This window comes from Paraburkholderia sp. RL17-373-BIF-A (assembly GCF_046030175.1).
Classification (GTDB): domain Bacteria; phylum Pseudomonadota; class Gammaproteobacteria; order Burkholderiales; family Burkholderiaceae; genus Paraburkholderia.
In genome coordinates this window covers 1-726 of record NZ_JARESO010000350.1, presented here as the reverse complement: position 1 = coordinate 726, position 726 = coordinate 1, and the positions used below count along the sequence as shown (strand labels likewise).

General features: G+C 55.2%; 1 protein-coding gene. It reads right to left on the bottom strand.

Going from position 1 to position 726, the window contains the following annotated elements; genetic code table 11:
• A partial coding sequence (locus tag P0D80_RS50810) for a hypothetical protein (RefSeq protein WP_408296464.1) occupies window positions 1-300 on the bottom strand: 300 nt, incomplete at its 3' end.
• Between the last annotated feature and the right edge of the window lie 426 nt (window positions 301-726).

Below are 726 nucleotides of genomic sequence, written 5' to 3'. Positions count from 1 at the left end.
AGCCTCTGCATCTGCCTTTGCCAATTGATCCACAGCATGCAGCACGTCCATGCTAGCCGCCACCGGCAGAAACGCGTCGAACTTAACGATCTGCTGGCTTGCGACGGTTAGGTGCCGCAATTCACGGTAGACTGACAGCAGAACACCGGTTGAGAAGCAATAAACGTTGCAACCCGCCGGCAGGTTCATCGCTGAGTCATCGGCCACTAGCAGCAGACATGGAGAGACAACCGGATGATTGTGCCCCGCCAGGTGCAATTGACCACGGTTTGGAATCAAAATAATGCGTAGCTTCGACATCTTAGGCCCCTATCCGTCTCATTTCGAAAGAATCATCGCGCGCCTCCGTCCTTCAAGCCATCAGGTCATCGCCTGAATTCAGTCAGCTTTGTTCCACGGGTCTATTTGGCTGAGGTCATACGACGCGGCACAAAGCACAGCGGTAGCATTGCCATGATCAAAGCCTCACCGTTCCGGACACGACATCCGTCCGCGCATATGCGCGCACAACTCCAATGGATCGTTGCTACGGTGTGAATGACATCTTCGACTCAAGCCGCAAGTGATGCGACCGGCTCCTGACTGCAGATAGGGGCTCAGAGGTCGGGGCGGTGTCGTCAAGTTGTTGAGTGGATTTGCCCCTGTACCTCCGGACACCACCTCACACTTGAGTTGCTGAATCGGTCCTGCGCCTGAACATCTCGTTCTGGGAGTACCTGACTGACC